This is a genomic window from Vibrio sp. 1562 (genome assembly GCF_033340155.1).
Lineage (GTDB): Bacteria > Pseudomonadota > Gammaproteobacteria > Enterobacterales > Vibrionaceae > Vibrio > Vibrio alginolyticus.
The window spans coordinates 1-1,005 of sequence record NZ_JAWOVY010000131.1; the positions used below are offsets into that span (position 1 = coordinate 1).

The window sequence follows — 1,005 nt, forward strand, 5'->3', positions numbered from 1 at the left end:
TGGCTTGGCGACATCTTCCGAACTGACGGTGAAGATGACGCCTAACCCAAGCATCCCAGCTACCAACCACCGCAGAAACATTGCTTTCATAGCTCTTCCTTTTCTTGTCCTTAATTGTCAAAGCATTGTGTTCAATGACGAATTCAACGGTAGTCGTATACCTTGTGAACCTTATCTACCCCTTGTGACTGACCAATAGCATGGCAAGTTGCACATTGTTCGGAGCCCGTTGCTTGTGCTGCTGTGTCTGCTCCAAATACCGCGCCGTGATTCAGCATATGGTTCAGAGGCGCATCTCCTGCCACGGTATCCGGGTCAGCATTAGCTAAAGATGACTCTAGGTGACACGCGCCACAGGCGACTAACGCAGGACTAAAGTACTTACCACTTGCCAGAGAAGGGCGCGTATTTTGTTGGCTAGGTAAGTTGTATTGAGCATTGGTATGGCAGGCCTCACAGTTGTTGACTGCGCCAGGGAAAGACGCTTCACCGCTATGAGCGGAGCCAAAGGCGTGGAATGAGTGCACGTGGTACTTTAGATCAGCCGCCATTCCAGGATAAAACGCAGAACGTTCAGAGTTATGGCAATTTTTACATTGTTGGAAGTCGGTGGCGGCATGTGGATGCTCACCGAGCTTATGGACAGTCAGCTCTTTGTGACAATCGTTACACGATGAAATGTCCGCGCCCACTGGCAGTTTGTGTTGCTTGTTGATACCAGACACATCAAACGAGCCGGATGCGTTATTGGCGGCAATGACGAAAGGCGATTTGATAAGATCGATGCCTTCAAACGTGACGCATTCGGCGAGCTCGCCATCTCTACGGTTGGCGCAAAGTGGCATGTCGGCGATGTTAACCGTCAACGTAGAGTTGGAGATTGGCTTAATCGCTGCGTCAGTGAAGTCTTTATGACACAAGAATAGGCCTTCTCCTTGAGCCTCACAGCCGTCACCAAGTGCGCCAGCATCGGCGACGTTGAGACTGTTGTTTGCGACTATCGGG

1 protein-coding gene is annotated in these 1,005 nt (G+C 50.6%); it reads right to left on the minus strand.

Annotation, left to right across the window (positions count from 1 at the left end):
* Positions 1-143 precede the first annotated feature (143 nt).
* Positions 144-1,005 (minus strand): multiheme c-type cytochrome (locus R7Z49_RS23690; protein ID WP_318112165.1); only part of this gene is annotated, 862 nt, incomplete at its 5' end.